At 76.2% G+C, this 16,499-nt stretch carries 12 protein-coding genes; 7 read left to right on the forward strand and 5 right to left on the reverse strand.

What is annotated here, in order from left to right:
* Positions 1–270: 270 nt before the first annotated feature.
* The 7 genes from ASF50_RS01095 (at position 271) to ASF50_RS01125 (ending at position 11,506) form a co-directional block, all read left to right on the forward strand.
* A complete protein-coding gene (locus tag ASF50_RS01095; RefSeq protein ID WP_235557514.1) occupies positions 271–1,824 on the forward strand; it encodes an MFS transporter in 1,554 nt (517 codons plus the stop codon).
* Between the two features lies 1 nt (position 1,825).
* On the forward strand, positions 1,826–4,000 hold the full coding sequence (locus ASF50_RS01100; RefSeq protein WP_082502629.1) for a molybdopterin oxidoreductase family protein: 2,175 nt from the start codon (positions 1,826–1,828) through the stop codon (positions 3,998–4,000).
* The gene (locus ASF50_RS01105; protein ID WP_056903218.1) at positions 3,997–5,469 is read left to right on the forward strand and encodes an FAD-dependent oxidoreductase; all 1,473 of its coding nucleotides are present in this window, start codon (positions 3,997–3,999) and stop codon (positions 5,467–5,469) included. The genes ASF50_RS01100 and ASF50_RS01105 overlap by 4 nt, the downstream gene beginning before the upstream one ends.
* Entirely contained in the window at positions 5,466–8,087 is a 2,622-nt protein-coding gene (gene nirB, locus ASF50_RS01110) for a nitrite reductase large subunit NirB (RefSeq protein WP_056903219.1), read from the forward strand. Before ASF50_RS01105 ends, nirB begins: the two co-directional genes overlap by 4 nt.
* On the forward strand, positions 8,084–8,434 hold the full coding sequence (gene nirD / locus ASF50_RS01115; protein WP_056903220.1) for a nitrite reductase small subunit NirD: 351 nt from the start codon (positions 8,084–8,086) through the stop codon (positions 8,432–8,434). The genes nirB and nirD overlap by 4 nt, the downstream gene beginning before the upstream one ends.
* Positions 8,431–9,579 carry a uroporphyrinogen-III synthase gene (locus tag ASF50_RS01120; protein ID WP_235557515.1) on the forward strand — a complete coding sequence of 383 codons (1,149 nt, stop codon included), beginning with the start codon at positions 8,431–8,433 and terminating at the stop codon, positions 9,577–9,579. The genes nirD and ASF50_RS01120 overlap by 4 nt, the downstream gene beginning before the upstream one ends.
* Positions 9,580–10,774: 1,195 nt before the next feature.
* Positions 10,775–11,506 (forward strand): sirohydrochlorin chelatase, encoded by a 732-nt coding sequence (locus tag ASF50_RS01125; RefSeq protein ID WP_082502633.1) that lies wholly within the window; start codon positions 10,775–10,777, stop codon positions 11,504–11,506.
* 10 nt (positions 11,507–11,516) lie between these two features.
* Here ASF50_RS01125 and ASF50_RS01130 read toward each other — a convergent pair whose 3' ends face one another.
* From ASF50_RS01130 to ASF50_RS01150, 5 genes are read right to left on the reverse strand one after another with little or no spacing between them, the layout of a single operon-like run.
* On the reverse strand, positions 11,517–13,073 hold the full coding sequence (locus ASF50_RS01130; RefSeq protein ID WP_056863185.1) for a cation acetate symporter: 1,557 nt from the start codon (positions 13,071–13,073) through the stop codon (positions 11,517–11,519).
* A complete protein-coding gene (locus ASF50_RS01135; RefSeq protein WP_056903222.1) occupies positions 13,070–13,489 on the reverse strand; it encodes a hypothetical protein in 420 nt (139 codons plus the stop codon). The genes ASF50_RS01130 and ASF50_RS01135 overlap by 4 nt, the downstream gene beginning before the upstream one ends.
* Positions 13,486–14,262, reverse strand: a complete 777-nt coding sequence (locus ASF50_RS01140) for a LytR/AlgR family response regulator transcription factor (RefSeq protein WP_056863187.1) — start codon at positions 14,260–14,262, stop codon at positions 13,486–13,488. Before ASF50_RS01140 ends, ASF50_RS01135 begins: the two co-directional genes overlap by 4 nt.
* The gene (locus ASF50_RS01145; RefSeq protein ID WP_056903223.1) at positions 14,259–15,383 is read right to left on the reverse strand and encodes a sensor histidine kinase; all 1,125 of its coding nucleotides are present in this window, start codon (positions 15,381–15,383) and stop codon (positions 14,259–14,261) included. Before ASF50_RS01145 ends, ASF50_RS01140 begins: the two co-directional genes overlap by 4 nt.
* A complete protein-coding gene (locus ASF50_RS01150; RefSeq protein ID WP_056903224.1) occupies positions 15,380–16,408 on the reverse strand; it encodes a class I SAM-dependent methyltransferase in 1,029 nt (342 codons plus the stop codon). The genes ASF50_RS01145 and ASF50_RS01150 overlap by 4 nt, the downstream gene beginning before the upstream one ends.
* Positions 16,409–16,499: the final 91 nt, after the last annotated feature.

Genomic DNA, 16,499 nt, shown 5'->3' on the forward strand with positions numbered 1-16,499 from the left:
TCACCCCGGCAGGGCCGACGCCCGGGTCGTCGGCGAGCGGCGCCTCGGCGTCGGTGAGCGGTCGGTCGGGCGCGGTGAGCGGCCGGGTGGGGGGCGGCGGTGCGGCGTGGCGGGGTCGGGCGCTGGGGCGGGCGGTGGGGCGGGCGGTGAGGTCGTGAGGGGTGTGAGGACGTGAGGAGAAGTTGACCTCGACGGTCACCCGGGGTCGACAGGAGCGAAACCTCGCGCGCCGAGGGTGAAGCCACCGACGAGCCCCTCAGGAGCACCGCCATGACCATGACCAGCCACTCGCGCAGCAACCCGGGCAGCGACCCGGGCAGCGACCCGAGCAGCGACACCGCCACCGGGCCGGCGCCCGCGCGCCGCACCGGACGCTGGATCGAGGACTGGCGCCCCGAGGAGGAGGCGTTCTGGGAGGAGACCGGTCGTCCCGTGGCCCGGCGCAACCTGCTGTGGTCGATCTTCGCCGAGCACCTCGGCTTCTCGGTGTGGCTGATCTGGAGCGTCAGCTCGGCCTTCCTGGTGGCCCAGGGCTTCTCCTTCACCCCGCAGCAGCTCTTCGTGCTGGTGGCGCTGCCCAACCTCGTCGGCTCGCTGCTGCGCCTGCCCTACACCTTCGCGGTGCCGAGGTTCGGCGGGCGCAACTGGACGATGGTGAGCGCGGCGCTGCTGCTGGTGCCGACGCTGCTCTTCGCCTGGGCGGTGCAGGACCCGGGCACGCCCTACTGGGCCTTCTGCCTCATCGCCGCGACCGCCGGTCTCGGGGGCGGCAACTTCGCCAGCTCGATGGCCAACATCAACTTCTTCTACCCCGCGGCCAAGAAGGGCGCGGCGCTCGGCCTCAACGCCGCCGGCGGCAACCTCGGCGTCTCGCTGATCCAGCTCTTCCTGCCCGTGATCGTCGGCGGCGCCGGCATCTTCGGCCTGGTCAAGGCCAGCGAGGGCGGCATCCACCTCGAGCGCGCCGCCTGGGTCTACGCCGGGCTCGCCGTGGTGGCGACGTTCGCGGCCTGGCGCTGGATGGACAACCTGGCCACCGCGACCTCCCGCCCGCGCGAGCAGATGCAGGTCGTGCGCAAGCCGCACACGTGGATCATGGCCTTCCTCTACATCGGCACCTTCGGCTCCTTCATCGGCTACTCCGCCGCCATGCCGCTGCTCATCAAGCTCACCTTCTGGGTGCCGGAGCCGACCCCCCTCGGCACGGGCATCTACTTCGCCTACTTCGCCTTCCTCGGCGCCCTGGTGGGCTCCGCGACCCGCCCGCTCGGCGGGTGGCTGGCCGACCGCTTCGGCGGCGCCCGGGTCACCCTGGCCGCCTTCGGCGCCATGATCGTCTCCACCCTGGCGGTGCTGTGGACCCTCACGCGGCTGACCCCGAACCCGACCGCCGACCCGGCGATCGCCACCGACAACCAGTCGTGGTTCCCCTTCTTCCTCGGCTTCTTCCTCTGCGTCTTCGCCGCCACCGGCATTGGCAACGGCTCGACCTACAAGATGATCCCCGCCATCTGGCGCACCGAGGCCGAGCGCACCAGCGAGGCCGGCACCCCCGCCCGCAGCGCCGCGCTGCTGCTGGCCACCAAGCAGGCCTCGGCCGCCATCGGCGTCATCGGCGCGGTGGGCGCGATCGGCGGCTTCCTCATCCCGATCGCCTTCAGCTCGCCGTGGGTCGGGGACCCGCTCTCGGCCACGAAGGGCGCCTTCGTCGCCTTCACCGCCTTCTACGCCGTGTGCGCCCTGGTCACCTGGGCGGTCTACCTGCGCCGGCCCTCCGCGGCCGCCGCCGCCAGGCCCGGCACCATGGCGGGCGCGGGCATCTGACGTGAGCACCCCTCCCGCCGGCCCGGCCACGGACACCCGCACCCACTGCCCCTACTGCTCCCTGCAGTGCGGCATGACCCTGGAGCGCTCCGGTCGCGCCCTGCAGGTGCAGCCGTGGGCCGACTTCCCGGTCAACGAGGGCGCGCTGTGCCGCAAGGGCTGGACCGCGACCGGGCTGCGCGGCCACCGCGAGCGGCTGACCAGCCCGCTCGTGCGCGACGGGGCCACCGGCGAGCTGCGCACCGCGTCGTGGGACGAGGCGCTCGACCTGGTCGCGACCCGGATGCGGGCGCTCCAGGCCGAGAGCGGGCCCGACGCGGTCGCGGTCTTCGGCGGCGGGGGGCTCACCAACGAGAAGGCCTACCAGCTGGGCAAGCTGGCCCGGGTGGCGCTCGGCACCAGCCAGATCGACTACAACGGCCGCTGGTGCATGAGCTCCGCGGCCTCCGCGGCCAACCAGTCCCTCGGCCTCGACCGCGGGCTGCCCTTCCCGCTGGCCGACCTCGAGCGCACCGACCTGGTCGTGCTCGTGGGCTCCAACCTCGCCGAGACCATGCCGCCGGCCGCCCGCCACCTCGACCGGCTGCGCGAGCGCGGCGGCCGCGTCGTCGTGCTCGACCCGCGCCGCACGGCCACCGCGGGGCGCGCCGACCTCGTGCTCCAGCCGCTGCCGGGCACCGACCTGGCCGTCGCGCTGGGCCTGCTGCACCTGCTCGACGGCGCCGGCGCGGTCGACGAGGAGTACGTCGCGACCCGCACCACCGGCTTCGAGGACGTCCGGCGCTCGGTCGCCGGCTGGTGGCCCGAGCGCGTCGAGCGGGTCTCCGGCGTCGCCGCCGAGGACCTGCGCGAGCTGGCCGGTCTGCTCGCCGACGCCGAGCGGGCCGTCGTGCTCACCGCCCGGGGCGCCGAGCAGCACGCCCAGGGCACCGACACCGTGCTGGCCTGGATCAACGTCGCCCTCGCCCTCGGGCTGCCCGGGCGCGACGCCTCGGGCTGGGGCTGCCTCACCGGCCAGGGCAACGGCCAGGGCGGGCGCGAGCACGGCCAGAAGGCCGACCAGCTGCCCGGCTACCGGATGATCGACGACCCTGCGGCCCGCGCCCACGTTGCGGGCGTCTGGGGCGTGGCGCCCGAGACCCTGCCCGGGCCGGGGCGCTCGGCGTACGAGCTGCTGGAGGCGCTGGGCACCGAGGGCGGCCCGCGGGCGCTGCTGGTCACCGGCAGCAACCCGGTCGTCTCGGCGCCGAACGCCGACCACGTGACCGAGCGCCTCGACGCCCTCGACCTGCTGGTGGTGGTCGACCTCGTGCTCTCGGAGACCGCGGCCCGCGCCGACGTCGTGCTGCCCGTGGCCCAGTGGGCCGAGGAGACCGGCACCATGACCAACCTCGAGGGCCGGGTCGTGCTGCGCCAGCGCGCGGTGGCCCCGCCCGCCGGGGTGCGCGACGAGCTGGAGCTGCTCGCCGACCTCGCGGCCCGCCTGGGCTCCCCGGTGCCCTTCGGCACCGACGCCGCCGAGGTCTTCGCCGAGCTCGGCCGCGCCTCGGCCGGCGGACGCGCCGACTACTCCGGGATCACCCACGAGCGGGTCCGCGCCGAGCACGGCGTCTTCTGGCCCTGCCCCGCCGTGCCCGAGGGTCGTGCGCCCCACCCGGGCACGCCGCGCCTGTTCGCCGAGCGCTTCGCCACCCCCGACGGCCGCGCGCGCTGCCGCGTCGTGGAGCACCGCGGCCCCGTCGAGCAGCCCGACGCCACCTTCCCGCTGCACCTGACCACCGGGCGGGTGCTCGCGCAGTACCAGTCCGGCGCCCAGACCCGCCGGATCCGTGACCTGCCCGACACCGGGCCCTTCGTCGAGCTGCACCCCCTGCTGGCCGCCCGGATCGGTGCCGCCGACGGCGAGCCGGTCGTGGTCACCACCCGTCGCGGGTCGCTGCGCGCGCCGGCGCGCGTGGTCGACTCCATCCGCCCCGACACCGTCTTCGTGCCCTTCCACTGGGTCGGCGCCAACCGGCTCACCCACGACGCGCTCGACCCCTCCAGCCGGATGCCGGAGTTCAAGGCGTGCGCCGCGGCGGTGGGGCTCGCCGCGTCACCGGACCCCACGCCGGAGGTCTCGTCCGCCCAGGCGCCCGTGCGGGAGCAGGTCGCCGCCGCGGGGGTGCCCGCATGAGCGCCCGCGTCGTGGTGGTCGGGTCGGGCATGGCCGCGACCCGGCTGGTCGAGGAGCTGCTCGCCCGCGACACCGGCGCGCGGATCACCGTGCTCGGCGACGAGCCCCACGCGCCCTACAACCGGATCCTGCTCTCCGCGCTGCTCGAGGGCACCCACCGCGCCGACGCGCTCACCCTGCGCGGCCTGGAGTGGTACGCCGACCGGGGCGTCGACCTCCGCACGGGCGCGCGGGTGCTCGAGGTCGACCGCGACGCCCGCGAGGTCGGCCTCGTCGACGGCACCCGCCTCGGCTACGACCGGCTGGTGCTGGCCACGGGCAGCATCCCCACGCTGCCGCCGGTGCGCGGGCTGGTCGGCATGGACGGACGCCTCGACGAGCGCGTGCACGCCTTCCGCAGCCTCGACGACGCCCTGCGGCTGAGTCGCGCCGCGGCGTCGGCGCGGCGCGCGGTCGTGGTCGGCGGCGGGCTGCTCGGCCTCCAGGTGGCCCGGGCCCTGGGCGTGCGCGGCCTCGACGTCGAGGTGGTCGAGGGCGGTGACCACCTGCTGCGCAGCCAGGTCGGCGCACCGGCGGGCGCGATCCTGGCCCGCGACCTGCGCCGGCTCGGCACGGCGGTCTACACCGGCACCCGCGCCGTGCGGCTGACCCCCGCGGGGCTCGTGCTCGACCACGGCTACACCCTCGGCACCGACCTCGTCGTGCTCACCGCCGGCGGCCGTCCCTCGGTCGCGCTGGCCCGGGCGGCCGGCCTCGCGGTGCGACGCGGGGTGGTCGTCGACGCCGGGCTGCGGACCAGCGACCCCCGCGTGCACGCGATCGGCGACTGCGCCCAGCGCGGCGGGCGCACGACCGGCTTCGTCGCCCCCGCCTGGGAGCAGGCCGGCGTGCTGGCCGAGGTCCTGGCCCACGACCTGGCCCACGAGCTGGCCGGTGACGTGGCCGGGGGAGCCGACCCCCGCCCGGGCCGCACGCTCCCGGCGTACGAGGGGTCGCGGACGGTGGCGCGGCTGCGCGCGACCGACCTCGACGTCGCGGTGCTCGGCGAGCCCGAGACCGCCGAGGGCGAGGTCGTGGAGCTGACCAACCCCGTGGCGGGCTCGCACCGCCGCCTCGTCGTGCGCGACGGCGTGCTCGTGGCCGCGACCCTCGTCGGCGACCTGAGCCGGATCGGCCTGCTCACGCAGTACTACGACCGCGGCACGGTGCTCTCGCCGGGCGAGCCCGGCGCGCTGCTGCGCGGCGAGCGCCCCGGCACGGGCGCCCTCGCCGGCGCGGCCTCCCTGCCCGACGACGCCGAGGTGTGCGCGTGCGCCGGCGTCAGCGCCGGGCGCGTGCGCGCCTGCGGGTCCCTCGAGCAGGTCCGCGACACCACCCGCGCCACCACCGGCTGCGGCGGCTGCGCGTCCGCCGTGCGACAGCTCCTCGCCACCCGACCCAGCACCACCCTGGAAGGAACCCGAGCATGATGGCTCACCACCGCAGGACCCTCGTGGTCGTCGGCCACGGCATGGTCGGCCACCGCTTCGTGCAGGCCGCCGTCGAGCGGGGCCTCACCGAGACCCACGACGTGGTCGTGGTGGGGGAGGAGCTGCGCGCCGCCTACGACCGCGTCGCGCTGACCTCCTTCTTCGAGCGCGGCGCCGAGGAGCTCTCGCTGCTCCCGACCGGGGAGTACGACGACCCCCGGGTGCGGCTGCTGCTCGGCACCACCGTCGAGTCGGTCGACACCGGCGCCCGCACGCTCGTGCTCGGCGGCGCCGCCGCGGGCGAGGAGCTGGCCTACGACGAGCTGGTGCTCGCCACCGGCGCCGCCCCCTTCGTGCCGCCGATCCCCGGCACCGACCTCGACGGCGTCTTCGTCTACCGCACCATCGAGGACCTCGAGGCGATCCGCGACGCGGCCGCCACGGCCCGCGTGGGCGCGGTCGTCGGCGGCGGGCTGCTCGGGCTGGAGGCGGCCAACGCCCTGGCGCAGCTGGGCCTGGAGACCCACGTGGTGGAGATGGCGCCGCGGCTCATGGCCGTGCAGGTCGACGACGCCGGTGGCGCGGTGCTGACCCGCCACGTCGAGGGCCTGGGGCTGGGCGTGCACACCGGCGCGACGACCACCGAGGTGCTCGGGCAGGACGGCCGCGTGGTCGGCCTCGGGCTGCGCGACCGCGAGCCGCTGCCGGCCGAGGTCGTGGTCTTCTCGGCCGGGATCCGCCCGCGCGACGCCCTGGCCCGCGCGGCCGGTCTCGACGTCGCCGAGCGCGGCGGCGTGCTGGTCGACGAGCGGTGCCGCACCTCCGACCCCCACGTGTGGGCGGTGGGGGAGTGCGCGGCCCCGGCAGGACGGATGTACGGCCTGGTCGCGCCGGGCTACGCGATGGCCGAGGTCGTCGTCGACGCCCTGCTGGGCGGCCCGGGCGCCTTCACCGGCGCCGACATGTCGACCAAGCTCAAGCTGATGGGCGTCGACGTGGCCTCCTTCGGCGACGCCTTTGCGACCACCGAGGGCGCCCTCGAGCTGGTCTACGCCGATGCCGTGGCGGGGGTCTACAAGAAGCTCGTCGTCTCCGAGGACGGCCGGCGCCTGCTCGGCGGCGTGCTCGTGGGCGACGCCAGCGCCTACGGCGTGCTGCGCCCGATGGTGGCCACCGCCACCAACCCGGGCATCGCGCTGCCCGACAACCCCGAGGACCTGATCCTGCCCAGCGGCCGCGGCGGCGCCGAGATCGGGCTGCCGCCCCAGGCGCAGGTCTGCTCCTGCAACGACGTCACCCGCGCGCAGATCGAGGAGGCGGTCGGCGAGGGCGGCTCGTGCGACAGCCCGTCGTGCGTCACCGCCTGCACCCGCGCCGGCGCGACCTGCGGGTCGTGCAAGCCGCTGGTCAAGAAGGTCGTGGAGGACTTCTTCGCAGCCCGGGGCCGCAGCGTCGACCGCAGCCTGTGCGAGCACTTCCCGCTCTCGCGCCAGGAGCTCTTCGAGGTGATCGCCGTGCACGGGCACACCCGCTTCGACGACGTCGTCGCCGCCCACGGCACGGGCCGAGGCTGCGACGTCTGCAAGCCCACGGTGGCCTCGATCCTGGCCAGCCTGCTCGGCGACCACGTGCTCGGCGCGGAGCGCCGCACGCTGCAGGACACCAACGACGCCTACCTCGCCAACATCCAGCGCAACGGCACCTACTCCGTCGTGCCCCGCATCCCCGGTGGCGAGATCACCCCGGAGAAGCTCATCGTGATCGGGGAGGTCGCCCGCGACTTCGGGCTCTACACCAAGATCACCGGGGGCCAGCGCATTGACCTCTTCGGCGCGCGCATGGAGCAGCTGCCGGCGATCTGGACCCGCCTGGTCGACGCCGGCTTCGAGTCCGGGCACGCCTACGGCAAGTCGCTGCGGACCGTGAAGTCGTGCGTGGGCTCGACCTGGTGCCGCTACGGCGTGCAGGACTCCACGACGCTGGCCATCATGCTCGAGGAGCGCTACCGGGGCCTGCGCTCCCCGCACAAGCTCAAGGGCGGGGTGAGCGGCTGCGCCCGCGAGTGCGCCGAGGCCCGCTCGAAGGACTTCGGCGTCATCGCCACCGAGAAGGGGTGGAACCTCTACGTCGCCGGCAACGGCGGCGCCACCCCCGTGCACGCCCGGCTGCTCGCGGGCGACCTCGACACCGAGACGCTGGTGCGCTACCTCGACCGCTTCCTCATGTACTACATCCGCACCGCCGACCGGCTCCAGCGCACGGCCCCGTGGGTCGACGCCCTCGACGGCGGCCTCGACCGGGTGCGCGAGGTCGTCGTCGACGACGTGCTCGGGCTCGGCAGCGAGCTCGAGGCGGCGATGGCCACCCACGTCGAGGGCTACTCCGACGAGTGGCGCGCCACCCTGGAGGATCCCGACAAGCTGGCCCGCTTCGTCTCCTTCGTCAACGCCCCCGACACCCCCGACCCCCACATCACCTTCCGCAGCGAGCGCGACCAGGTCGCCCCGGCCGACAGCGAGGGCCCGGTGCTGCTCGGCGCGAGCATCCCCGTGGGTCCGGGCGGCCCGGGCGGCCCGGGCGGCCCGGGCAGCCCCGAGACGGTCGGGGCCGGCCGGTGAGCGCGCCGGAGGCGACCTGGACGGCGGTCTGCCGCCTGGACCAGATCGAGGTCGAGGGCGGCGTGGCGGCGCTGGTCGGGGGCGCGGCGGTCGCGGTCTTCCGCACCCACGACGACACGGTGCACGCGCTGGGCAACTACGATCCCCTCGGGCGGGCCTCCGTGCTCGCCCGCGGCATCGTCGGCACGCGGGGGGAGGTCCCGTGCGTCGCGTCGCCGCTGCACAAGCAGGCCTACGACCTGCGCACCGGGCAGTGCCTCGACGACGCGGCCGTCCGGGTCCCGACGTACGACGTCAGGGTCGACCGCGGCGTGGTGCTGGTCGGCCCGCAGAGGGAGGGTCCGTGACACCCGAGCTGCCCGAGACACCCGAGCCACCGGAGCCGGCCGCGCCGCTGGCCGGCTACCGGATCGGCGTGACCGCCGCCCGCAAGGTCGACGAGCAGGTCGCGCTGCTGGAGCGTCGCGGCGCCCGCGTGGAGTGGGCCCCAGCGCTCTCGCTGCAGCCCAACCAGGTCGACGACGCCGAGCTGCGGGCCCAGACCGCCGAGGTGCTCTCCCGCCCCGTCGACGTCTTCCTGGCCACCACCGGCATCGGCATGAAGGCGTGGTTCGAGGCCGCCGAGGGCTGGGGCCTGCTCGACGAGCTGCTCGCCGCCCTGGGGTCCTCCGAGATCCTCGCCCGCGGCCCCAAGAGCGTGGGCGCGCTGCGGCGCCGCGGGCTGCGCGAGCTGTGGGCCCCGGAGTCGGAGTGCTTCGAGGACGTGCTCGAGCACCTGCGCGGGCGCGACCTCGCCGGGCGCCGCATCGTGGTGCAGGAGCACGGCCAGTCGCTGTCGATGGTCGCCCACGCGCTGCGTCGCCAGGGCGCCGACGTCACCACCGTGACCGTCTACCGCGTGCTGGCCGCCGACGACCCCGGCCCGATGTTCAAGATGGTCGACCTCATCGCCGACCGCGCCCTCGACGCGGTCACCTTCACCTCCGCGCCCGCCGTGGCCGCGCTCATGGAGGCCGCGGGCGTCGTGGGCCGGCGCGACGAGGTCGTCACGGCCTTCCAGGCCGACGTCGTGGCCTCCTGCGTCGGCCCGGTCACCTCAGCCGCCTTCGAGATGTGGGGCGTGCCGACGCTCTTCCCCGAGCGCTCGCGGCTGGTCGCGATGGTCAAGCAGCTCGAGACCGAGCTGCCCTCGCGCTCCTCGGGCCTGGCCGTCGACCTGGTCGGCGGGCGCCAGCTGCTGCTGCACGGCGACGGCGTGCTCCTCGACGGGGTCGAGGTCAGGCTCTCGCCGGCGCCGACCGCGGTGCTGCAGGCCCTGGTCGCCAACCCCGGCAACGTCGTCTCGCGCCAGGCGCTGCTGGCCATGCTGCCCAGCGGCACCGCCGGCTCCGAGCACGCCGTGGAGATGGCCGTGGCCCGCCTGCGCGCCGGCATCGGCACCAAGGCCGTGCAGACCGTGGTCAAGCGCGGCTACCGGCTGGCCGTGGGCTGACTGCGAGGCCTCCTCTCGCCGCCTGAGGGTGCTGGGCAGCGGCGGTCATGGTGCCGGCCTGACGCGACACGTCGATCGCCGCGACGAGGCCGTGATCAGCTGGACCGTCCCGGACGCGCCACGCGTCGTCGTGGCGCCGAGCCCGACCTGCTCGAGGCGGTCCGAGACGCGCGGGAGGCGCTGTCAGGGGACGCCGGCGCTCCGGGGTCCCCGGCCCGCTGGCTGGCCCGGCGATCGGCGCGTGACCGGCGCGGTGACCGGCCTGGGGATCGACCTGCTGACCGGCCCGCCGACCAGCCCGTGGGTCGGCCCGGTGGTCGGCGTCGGTGAGTGGCGGGAGACGACACCTGCGGCGGTCCTCGACCGGTCGTTCGCCGCCACTTCTCGGGCGGGCCGGGCCGGCCAGCGACGCGGGGCGGTCCCGCGTGGCGCGTCGGCAGGGCTCGCGGTGACCGACCGTGCGGTAGTGGCGGGAGACGACACCTGCGGCGGTCCTCGACCGGTCGTTCGCCGCCACTTCTCGGGCGGGCCGGCCGGGAACGTGAGGTGGCCCCGCGTGACGGGTCGGCAGGGCTCGCGGTGACCGACGGTGCGGGCGCGCGCAGCCGGTGGTGGACGGGGCGCACCAGGAAGTGGCGGGAGACGACACCTGCGGCGGTCCTTGACCGGTCGTTCGCCGCCACTTCTCGGGCGGGCCGGCCAGCGACGGGAGGCGGTCCCGCGTGGCGGGTCTGCCGGGCTCGCGGTGACCGACGGTGCGGTCGCGCGCAGCCGGTGGTGGACGGGGCGCGCCAGGAAGTGGCGGGAGATGACACCTGCGGCGGTGCTCGACCGGTCGTTCGCCGCCACTTCTCGGCCGGGCCGGCCGGGGACGTGAGGCGGTCCCGCGTGGCGGGTCGGCAGCGGCTCGCGGTGATCGATCGTGCGGTCGCGCGCAGCCGGTGGTGGACGGGGCGCGCCAGGAAGTGGCGGGAGACGACACCTGCGGCGGTCCTCGACCGGTCGTTCGCCGCCACTTCCCGGGCGGGCCGGCCAGCGACGCGGGGCGGTCCCGCGTGGCGGGTCGGCAGCGCTCGTGGTGACCGACCGTCCGGGGCCGGGTGCGCCCCCCGAGACCCCCACCGACTGCTCGCACACCGACGGGTCACGACTCGACGATCCACAGGAGCGTCCCGGCTGCGAGGCGGGTGGCACCATGAGCGGCATGGACGCCCGCCTCGTGACCGTCGCCCACGGCACCCGCAAGGGCGGCGGCAACGAGATCGCCCGCCTGCTGACCGACGCCGCCGGCGAGGAGCTCGGCCTCGAGGCCGTCTGCTCCTACGTCGAGCTGTGCGAGCCGCTCTTCGAGGACGTCGTGGCGGCCTCGGCCACCCCGACGCTGGTCGTGCCGCTGCTGCTGTCGACCGGCTTCCACCTGCGCCAGGACCTGCCCCGCATGGCCCGCGCCGCCGGCGGTCCGCTGGTGCTCGGTCGCCCCTTCGGCCCGCACCGGCTGGTCGCGGCCGCGCAGCTGGAGCGGCTGCGTGAGGCGGGCGCGCGGCCGGAGGAGCGGCAGGTCGGGCGGCTCGTGCTCGTCGCCGCGGGCTCCTCGGACCCGCTGGCCACCCGCGACCTGACCCGGGCCGCCGAGCTGCTCGGCGAGGCCTGGTCCGAGGCGGCCGGCGCGGCCGGGGCGACCTCGCCCGTGGAGGTCGAGGTCGCCACCCTCACCGCGCTGGGCCGTCGCCCGGCCGAGGTCGTGCGGCCCGGCGACGTGGTGTCGCCGTACCTGCTCTCACCGGGGTTCTTCGCCGACCGGGCCGCCCGGGAGTGCCGCGAGGCCGGAGCCGCGATGGTCGCCGACGTCATCGGGCCCCACCCGCGGCTCGTCGAGCTGGTGGCCCGGCGCGCCCGTGCCCTGGCCCGCATCGAGCAGCCCGCCTAGCCCGACCCCCTCAGCCCCGGGGGTACGCCGACTCCTCGGGCGTGTGCAGCCGCACGAGGAAGGCGCCGGCGTGGGCGGGGCGCGAGGCCCGGGTGAGCAGGCTGGTGCCGACCATGACGCCCACCGCCAGCGGCACCGACCAGGCGGCCGGCTGCTCGAGCAGCACCGCCCGCCAGCCGGGGTCGACATCGACGAGCAGCGTCACCAGCGCGGCGGTACCGGAGCCGAGGCCGCCGACCACCAGACCGGCGACCGCGCCCGCGGCGGTGAGGCCGGGCCACCAGATGCCGAGCACGAGCAGCGGGCAGAAGGTCGAGGCGGCCACCGCGAAGGCCAGGCCCACGGTGGAGGCGACGCCGACCTCGGGGCCGAGCAGGGCCACGGCGCAGGGCACGGTGACGGCGACGACGGCCGCCACCCGGAAGGCGGTGACCCCGTCGAGGCGGCGCCCGCCCCAGGCCCGTCCGGTGACGTCCTGGCTGAGCACGCCGGCCACCGCGATCGACAGCCCCGACGAGGTGGACAGGAAGGCCGCGAACGCCCCCGCCACCACCAGGCCGGTCAGCACGTCGCCGCCGAGGCCCGGCAGCACGATCCGCGGCAGCTCGAGCACCAGCGCGTCGGAGCGGCCCGCGGCGGCCAGCGCCGGGGCGTAGGCCCGGCCCAGGGCGCCGTACACGGGCGGGACGAGGTAGAAGGCGCTGAGCAGCACGAGCACGACCAGCGTCGTGCGGCGCGCGGCCCGGCCGTCGGGGTTGGTGTAGAAGCGCACCACCACGTGGGGCAGGCCCATCGTGCCGAGGAAGGTGGCCACGATGAGGGAGTAGGTGACGTAGAGGCCCTGCCCGCCGCCCTCGGCCAGCGGCTGCGACCACGACACCAGGTCGGGGAAGGCCGGGCCCGCCCCGGCGTCCGCCCCGGCGGCACCGCCGGAGGAGCCGCCCGTGGGCCGGCCGTCACCGAGCCACACCACGACGAGCACGGCCGCGGGCACGAGCAGGGCGGTGAGCTTGAGCCAGTACTGGAAGGCCTGCACGAAGGTGATCGAGCGCATGCCGCCCGAGGAGACGTTGACCAGCACGACCGCGCCGACGATGACCGGGCCCACCCAGCCCGGGGCGCCGACCGCGGAGGTCAGCGTGAGCCCGGCGCCCTGGAACTGCGGCAGCAGGTAGAGCCAGCCGATCACCACCACCAGCAGCGAGCAGGTCGAGCGCACCCGTCGCGAGCCGAGCCGGGCCTCGGCGAAGTCGGGCAGCGTGTAGGCCCCCGAGCGGCGCAGGGGGGCGGCAACGAGCACGAGCAGCACGAGGTAGCCCGCGGTCCAGCCGACGGGGTACCAGAGCATGTCGGCGCCGAAGGTCAGCAGCAGCCCGGCCACGCCGAGGAAGGAGGCGGCCGAGAGGTACTCCCCGCCGATGGCCGAGGCGTTGAGCCCCGGGCGCACCGTGCGCGAGGCCACGAAGAAGTCGCTGGTCGTGCGGGAGAAGCGCAGCCCCCAGGTGCCGATGGCCAGGGTCGCCACCGTCACCAGGACGATCGCGACGATGCCGGGTGCGGCGTTCACCGCGGGCCCCCCTCGGGCCCGTCCCGGGTCGGGTCGGGCGGCGCGGTGCCGCGCACGAGGTCGCCGTAGGCCACCTCGTTGCGCTCGGCGCGGCGCACGTAGAGCCAGGCGAGCCCCACGAGGAACGGGTAGGCCGCCACGCCGAGCAGCAGCCACGGCAGGGGCACGCCCAGCCAGCTGCGGTGGCCCAGCGAGGGCGCCAGGTGGAAGAGCAGCGGCAGCGACCCAAGCACCCCGACGAGCACCAGCAGGGTGCGCGCGGCCAGCCACAGCTGCTCTCGCAGCAGCGAGCGGAGGTAGAGCCCGGCCAGCCGCTCGTCGGGCCCGGGGTCGCGGCGGGCGCGCTCCGCCCCGCCCGTCGTACGCCGCCGCGGCGGCCCGGTGACCCGCACCCGCGGCGGGCGGGCCTCGCTCACGAGCCGGCCCGTCGCAGCAGCAGGTCGCGCAGCTCGCGGGTGTGGCGCCGGCTGACCACCAGCTCGGGACCCTCGGCGCCACCGTCGGCGGGGCCGACCCGCACGGTGCAGCGGCCGGCCTCGGTGCGGACCTCGGCCACGTGGGCCAGCGCCACCAGCAGCGAGCGGTGGATGCGCACGAAGCCGGCCTCGGCCCACTCCTCCTCCAGCGTCGACAGCGGGGTCCGCACGAGGTGGGAGCCGCCCGCGGTGGTGTGCAGGCGTGCGTAGTCGCCCTGGGCCTCGACGTGGGTGATCTCGGAGCGGGCCACGAAGCGGGTGACCCCGCCCAGCTCGACCGGCACCTGCAGGTCGGCGACGGCCCCGGTGCGGTCGGCGCCGTCCACGACGCGGCGCACGGCCTCGGCGAGGCGCTCGGCGCGCACGGGCTTGAGCACGTAGTCGACCGCGCGCAGGTCGAAGGCGTCGACGGCGTGGGCCTCGTGGGCGGTGACGAAGACGACGGGCGGTGGGGTGCGGAAGCGGCCGAGCACCTGCGCGAGCTCCAGGCCGGTGAGGCCGGGCATCTGGATGTCGAGGAAGACCGCGTCGACCTCGGTCTCCTGCAGCACCTTCAGCCCGGCGGTGGCGGAGTCGCGGGTCAGCACCTCCCCGACGCGGGGGTCGCGCTCGAGGAGGTAGCGCAGCTCGTCGAGCGCGGGCCGCTCGTCGTCGACCACCAGCACCCGTGCCAGCACCGGGGCGGTGCCCTGGCCCGTGACCTGGCCGGTCACCGGACGTGCACCCCGGGGGCGAACTTCGGCACCCGCACGGTGACCTTGGTGCCGGCGCCGGCGGCGGTCTCGACGACCAGGCCGTGGTCGTCGCCGTAGACCGCGCGCAGCCGGCCGTCGACGTTGCCCAGGCCCACCGAGTCGAGGCTGCCGTCGCCGGCCAGCGCCCGTCGCACCCGGGCGGGGTCCTCGCCGACGCCGTCGTCCTCCACCTCGATGACGCACTCCTGGCCGCGGTCGAGGGCCACGATGCTGATGTGGCCGCCGCCCTCGCGGCCCTCGAGGCCGTGACGCACGGCGTTCTCGACCAGCGGCTGGATGCACAGGAAGGGCACGGCCACCGGCAGCACCTCGGGCGCGATGCGCAGGGTCACGCGCAGCCGGTCGCCGAAGCGGGCCTGCTCGAGCAGCAGGTAGCGCTCGACCGAGCGCAGCTCCTCGGCCAGCGTCGTGAACTCCCCGTGGCGGCGGAAGGAGTAGCGGGTGAAGTCGGCGAACTCCAGCAGCAGCTCGCGCGCCCGGTCGGGGTCGGTGCGCACGAAGCTGGCGATCGCACCGAGGGAGTTGTAGATGAAGTGGGGGCTGATCTGGGCCCGCAGCGCGCGCACCTCGGCCTCCATCAGCCGGGTGCGCGAGGCGTCGAGCTCGGCCAGCTCCAGCTGCCCCGAGACCCAGCGGGCGACCTCGTCGGTGGCCCGGGCCAGCCCGGCGGTGGGGTACGCCGTGAACGTCGCCAGCGTGCCGACCACCCGCTCCTCGACCAGCAGCGGGCTGACCACCGCGTTGCGCACCGGGCAGCCGGGCTGGTCGCAGGGCAGGTCGGAGCGCTCGAAGACCCGGGTGGCGCCCCGCTCGACGGTCTCGGCCACCAGGGCCGGCAGCTGGCCCTGGTGGTGGGCGCCGCTGCCCTCCCAGGCCAGGACCTCGGCGGGGACGGCGGAGTCGGTGAGCGCGAGGGCGGGCGCGCCGAGCAGGGCGTGCAGGTGGCGGATGCTGCGCTCGGCGCTGGCGCGGTGGAGACCCTCGCGCAGGGCGGGCCCGGCCAGCGACGCGGTGTGCAGGGTGCGGAAGGTCGTGCGGTCGGCGTCGGTGCCGAGGTGGCGCCGGCGTCGCAGCCTCACCGGAAGTCGAAGAGGAGCACGGTGTCCTCGTCGACCGTGACGGCCGAGTCGGGCGCCTTGGTCACGTCGGTCACGGCCGGGAAGCTCCCGGTGGTGACCACGAGGTGGCTCCCCGTGGCGTCGGGGGTGGCGTCGGCGGTGGCGTGGTGGGTGGCGTCGGGCTCGGCGGGCCCGCCGACGGCGCCGTCGGGGCCGCCGGTGCCGCCGGTGCCGTGGTCGCCGGTCGGGGACGCGGCGTGGGCGGGCTCGTCGGCGACGACGACCCGGCGCTCGAGGACGCCGGCGCGGAAGCACTGCACGACGTAGGGCAGCTGCATGCCGTCCATGCCGCGGCCGTAGTCGTCGTAGAAGGCGAGCACCTGCGCGCGCAGCTCCTCGCGCCCGGCGTCGTCGCGGGTGGCGACGTGGGAGCGGGAGAGGGCGAGGTCCTGCACCGTGCTGCGGTTGAGGGTCTGCCAGGAGCGGAAGGCGCGGTCCTCGACGAAGCCGAAGAGCGGGGAGTGCACGAGCGCCCGGTGGGACTCCCCGCGCTGCCCGCCGCCGAGCAGGCGGCCCAGCCGGCGCACCCACGGGATGCGCTCGTCGCGCTCGTTCCACACCAGGGCCAGGTGGCCGCCGGGGCGCAGCACCCGGGCGATCTCGGGCAGGGCGACGTCGGGGTCGAGCCAGTGGAAGGCCTGGGCGCACACCACGACGTCGACCGAGGCGTCGGGCAGGGGGAGGTCCTCGGCCGGGGCGACGGCGGTGCGCACGTCGGGCAGGCGCCGTCCCAGCACGGCGAGCATCTCCGGGTCGGGGTCGGTGGCCAGTACGTCGTGACCGAGCGCGACCAGCTGCTCGGTGAGCTTGCCGGTGCCGGCGCCGACCTCGAGCACGGTCACCGGGTCGCCGGCCCCCAGGTCGGTGAGCCACGCGGCGGCCTCGCGGGGGTAGCCGGGCCGGCCGCGGTCGTAGGCGTCGGCGACCGTGCCGAAGGCCCGGGCGGGCGTGCGGTCCGGGTGCGGGGCTGCGGGGTGGTCGGCCATCGCAGCGACGATATCCCCTGCCGGCCCCTGGTGGCCCCCGCCGCCGTACCCTGCGGCGCGGGCGGGCACGCGCGGGCCGGTAGCCTCGCGC

This window comes from Nocardioides sp. Leaf307, from assembly GCF_001423135.1.
Classification (GTDB): Bacteria; Actinomycetota; Actinomycetes; order Propionibacteriales; family Nocardioidaceae; genus Nocardioides; species Nocardioides kribbensis.

Coding starts and splice junctions, on each gene's coding strand:
- ASF50_RS01095 (WP_235557514.1), top strand. CDS start 271: ATGACCATGACCAGCCACTCGCGCAGCAACCCGGGCAGCGACCCGGGC.
- ASF50_RS01105 (WP_056903218.1), top strand. CDS start 3,997: ATGAGCGCCCGCGTCGTGGTGGTCGGGTCGGGCATGGCCGCGACCCGG.
- nirB (WP_056903219.1), top strand. CDS start 5,466: ATGATGGCTCACCACCGCAGGACCCTCGTGGTCGTCGGCCACGGCATG.
- ASF50_RS01125 (WP_082502633.1), top strand. CDS start 10,775: ATGAGCGGCATGGACGCCCGCCTCGTGACCGTCGCCCACGGCACCCGC.
- ASF50_RS01150 (WP_056903224.1), bottom strand. CDS start 16,408: ATGGCCGACCACCCCGCAGCCCCGCACCCGGACCGCACGCCCGCCCGG.